This window comes from Bradyrhizobium genosp. SA-3 (assembly GCF_004212635.1).
In the GTDB taxonomy this organism is placed as follows: domain Bacteria; phylum Pseudomonadota; class Alphaproteobacteria; order Rhizobiales; family Xanthobacteraceae; genus Bradyrhizobium.
In genome coordinates, this window is sequence record NZ_PSRT01000277.1 from 1 (window position 1) to 3,248 (window position 3,248).

Below are 3,248 nucleotides of genomic sequence, written 5' to 3' on the forward strand. Positions count from 1 at the left end.
CTGACGCGGCTCGGCGATATCCTGGGCGCGGAGTTTCGCAGCCACGCCATCGAGGTCCATGCCGAGCGCGAGGGCGTCGTCGTCGCCGGCTATGCCGCCGCGCCTGCGCTGACGAAAGCCAACGCGCTCGGGCAATATCTCTTCGTCAACGGCCGTCCGGTCCGCGACAAGCTGATCCTCGGCGCGGTGCGCGCAGCCTATTCCGACTATCTGCCGCGCGACCGCCATCCCGTGGTGGCGCTGTTCGTCACGCTCGATCCGCGAGAGGTCGACGCCAACGTGCATCCGGCCAAGACCGAGGTGCGCTTCCGTAACGCGGGGCTGGTGCGCGCACTGATCGTGCATGGATTGAAGGAAGGGCTTGCGCGGGAGGGACGGCGCACGGCGGCCAACAGCGGCGGCGCCGCCTTGTCCTCGTTCCGCCCCGCCTTCACGCCGCAACGGCCTGCCAGTTGGGACTGGCGCCAATCGCCATCCGTCCCGGTTGGGACGCTGCCGTCGTTCGAAGGTTCAGCAGCGCCCGCCTTCGCCGAGCGCGCCCAGGCCGCCTTCGACGTCGGTGCGCCCAGTGCGGACGTGCGAATCGAGACGCAGCCCGCCGGCGATCTCATCGACCGCCCGCTCGGCGCGGCGCGCACCCAGATCCACGAGACCTACATCGTCTCGCAAACCCGCGACGGCCTGATCATCGTCGACCAGCATGCCGCGCACGAGCGCATTGTCTATGAGCGGCTGAAGGCCTCGCTGGCGGCGAACGGCGTGCAGCGGCAGATCTTGCTGATCCCAGAGATCGTCGAGATGGACGAATCTACTGTGGAGCGCCTGCTCGATCGCAGCGAGGAGCTCGCGTCGTTCGGTCTCGCCATCGAGTCCTTCGGACCCGGCGCGGTCGCGGTGCGCGAGACGCCGTCACTGCTCGGCAAGACCAATGCAGGCGGACTCTTGCGCGATCTCGCCGAGCACATGGCCGAGTGGGACGAGGCATTGCCGCTGGAGCGCCGTCTGATGCATGTCGCCGCCACCATGGCCTGTCACGGCTCGGTCCGCGCCGGCCGCCGGCTGCGGCCGGAGGAGATGAACGCCCTGCTCCGCGAGATGGAGGACACCCCGAACTCCGGCCAGTGCAATCACGGTCGCCCGACCTATGTCGAGCTGAAGCTGAGCGATGTGGAGAAGCTGTTCGGGCGGAGGTGACGGTGCCGTAGGGTGGGCAAAGCGAAGCGTGCCCACCAGTTCTCTGGCGATCACGAAAGATGGTGGGCACGGCGCTTTGCGCCTTTGCCCACCCTACGGCAGCGAAGCTACGGCCTCTTCAGAAACACGAACTCCGTGTCGTCATAAGCCCGCCGCTCCAATTCTTCGAAACCTTCCGGCGTCACGAACTGCGCGGCCTTCGCCTCTTCCACCACCAGCAGTGCGCCCGGCGTGAGCCAACCGCCGTCGCGCAAGCTCGCCAGCGCCTTCTCCGCAAAGCCCTTGCCATAGGGCGGATCGAGGAACACCAGCGAGAACGGCTCGACGGGATGTGCGGGGCCGAGATCGGTCGCATCGCGGCGATAGACCTTGGTCACACCGCCGAGGCCGAGCGACTCGACATTGTTGCGCAGCAACGCTCGCGCTTCCGCCCCATTGTCGACGAACAGGGTGAACTTCGCGCCGCGCGACGACGCCTCGATGCCGAGGGCGCCGGTGCCGGCGAAGAGGTCGAGCACGCGCGCATCCTCGATCGGATCGTCATAGGCGTGCACGAGGATGTTGAACACGGACTCGCGCAGGCGGTCCGCCGTCGGGCGGATGTCGCGCGAGGACGGCGAGGCGAGATTGCGCCCCTTCAGACGACCGCCGACCACGCGCAAGTTAATCCTCCCGCGGCGTCAGGTCGCGTTTGCCGTGATAGCCGCGCTTGGGACGACGCGGCGGGCCGTAGCCGCTCGCTTCCGCCTCGTTGCGCTCGCGCGCCTCCTCGCTGCCGGTACGCTGCACCAGCACGCGGCGGCCCTTGCGGTCGTTGATCACGGCGCGCTTCATCGGCTTCTTCGGTGCATCGTCCTCACGCGCGGCGGATTTCGCGGGCACGTCGAACTCGGCCCCCGACTTCTCGATCACCTTGTCGCCGAGCTGCTCGCGCAGCACGCGCGACTTGATTTCCTCGACCTGGCCTTCCGGGATCTCGCCGAGCTGGAACGGGCCGTAGGAGACGCGGATCAGCCGGTTCACCTCGAGCCCGAGATGGGCGCAGACATTGCGCACCTCGCGGTTCTTGCCCTCGCGGATCGCGAACACCAGCCAGACATTGGCGCCCTGGTCGCGCTCCAGCGTCGCTTCGATCGGACCGTATTTGACGCCCTCGACCTCGATGCCACCCTTGAGCTCGTCGAGCTGCGCCTGGGTGACGTCGCCATGGGCGCGGACGCGGTAGCGGCGCAGCCAGCCGGTGTCCGGCAGCTCGAGCGTGCGGGCGAGGCCGCCGTCATTGGTGAGCAGCAACAAGCCCTCGGTGTTGAAGTCGAGCCGGCCGACGCTGATCAGGCGCGGCAGACCTTCGGGAAGATTGTCGAACACGGTCGGACGACCCTCGGGGTCGTCATGTGTCGTCATCAACCCGCGCGGCTTGTGATAGAGGAACAGCCGCGTGCGCTCGCGCGGCGGCAACGGCTTGCCGTCGACGGCGACGACGTCGTTCTGGGTGACGTCGAGCGCGGGTGAATTGATCACCCGGCCATTGACCGTGACGCGGCCCTGCGTGACCAATTCCTCGGCATCGCGCCGCGAAGCGAGGCCCGCGCGGGCCAGCACCTTTGCGATGCGCTCGCCGGCCTTCTTCGGCTTCGGCGCGTCTTCGCGGCGCGGCCGCCCCTCGAAATCGCGATCGCGCTCGCGATAGGCGCCGCGGCCGCCGAAGGCGGGGCGCTTCTCGAAGATCCGGCTGTCGTCCTCGTTGTCGCGGCGCGGCCGGTCGCGGAAGCGACCCTCGCTGCGGGGATGCTCCTGCCAGTCCATGCGGCCTTCCGGCCGCCTTTCGCGCGAGCGATTGAAGCGCGGACGATCGTCACCGGACCGCTCTTCGCGCGGGCGCGAGAAACGCGGGCGATCATCGCCCTCATCGCGGCGCCGGGAGAAACGCGGACGGTCGTCGCCACGGCCACCTTCACGCCGATCGTCGCGCTGACGCCAGGGCTTCTCGTCGCTGCGATCGCGGCCGCCGAAATCCTTGTCGAAGGACTTGCGCGGGCGATCACCACGCGGGC

At 68.5% G+C, this 3,248-nt stretch carries 3 protein-coding genes; 1 reads left to right on the top strand and 2 read right to left on the bottom strand.

Going from position 1 to position 3,248, the window contains the following annotated elements:
- The coding region (gene mutL / locus CWO91_RS41855; RefSeq protein ID WP_130221125.1) for a DNA mismatch repair endonuclease MutL at positions 1-1,194 on the top strand (1,194 nt) is incomplete at its 5' end.
- 107 nt (positions 1,195-1,301) lie between these two features.
- Here the strand turns inward: mutL and rsmD are convergent.
- Positions 1,302-1,856 (bottom strand): 16S rRNA (guanine(966)-N(2))-methyltransferase RsmD, encoded by a 555-nt coding sequence (gene rsmD / locus CWO91_RS41860; protein WP_130221126.1) that lies wholly within the window; start codon positions 1,854-1,856, stop codon positions 1,302-1,304.
- A 1-nt stretch (position 1,857) separates the two neighbouring features.
- Positions 1,858-3,248: pseudouridine synthase (locus CWO91_RS41865; RefSeq protein WP_130221127.1), on the bottom strand; the 1,391-nt coding region annotated here is incomplete at its 5' end.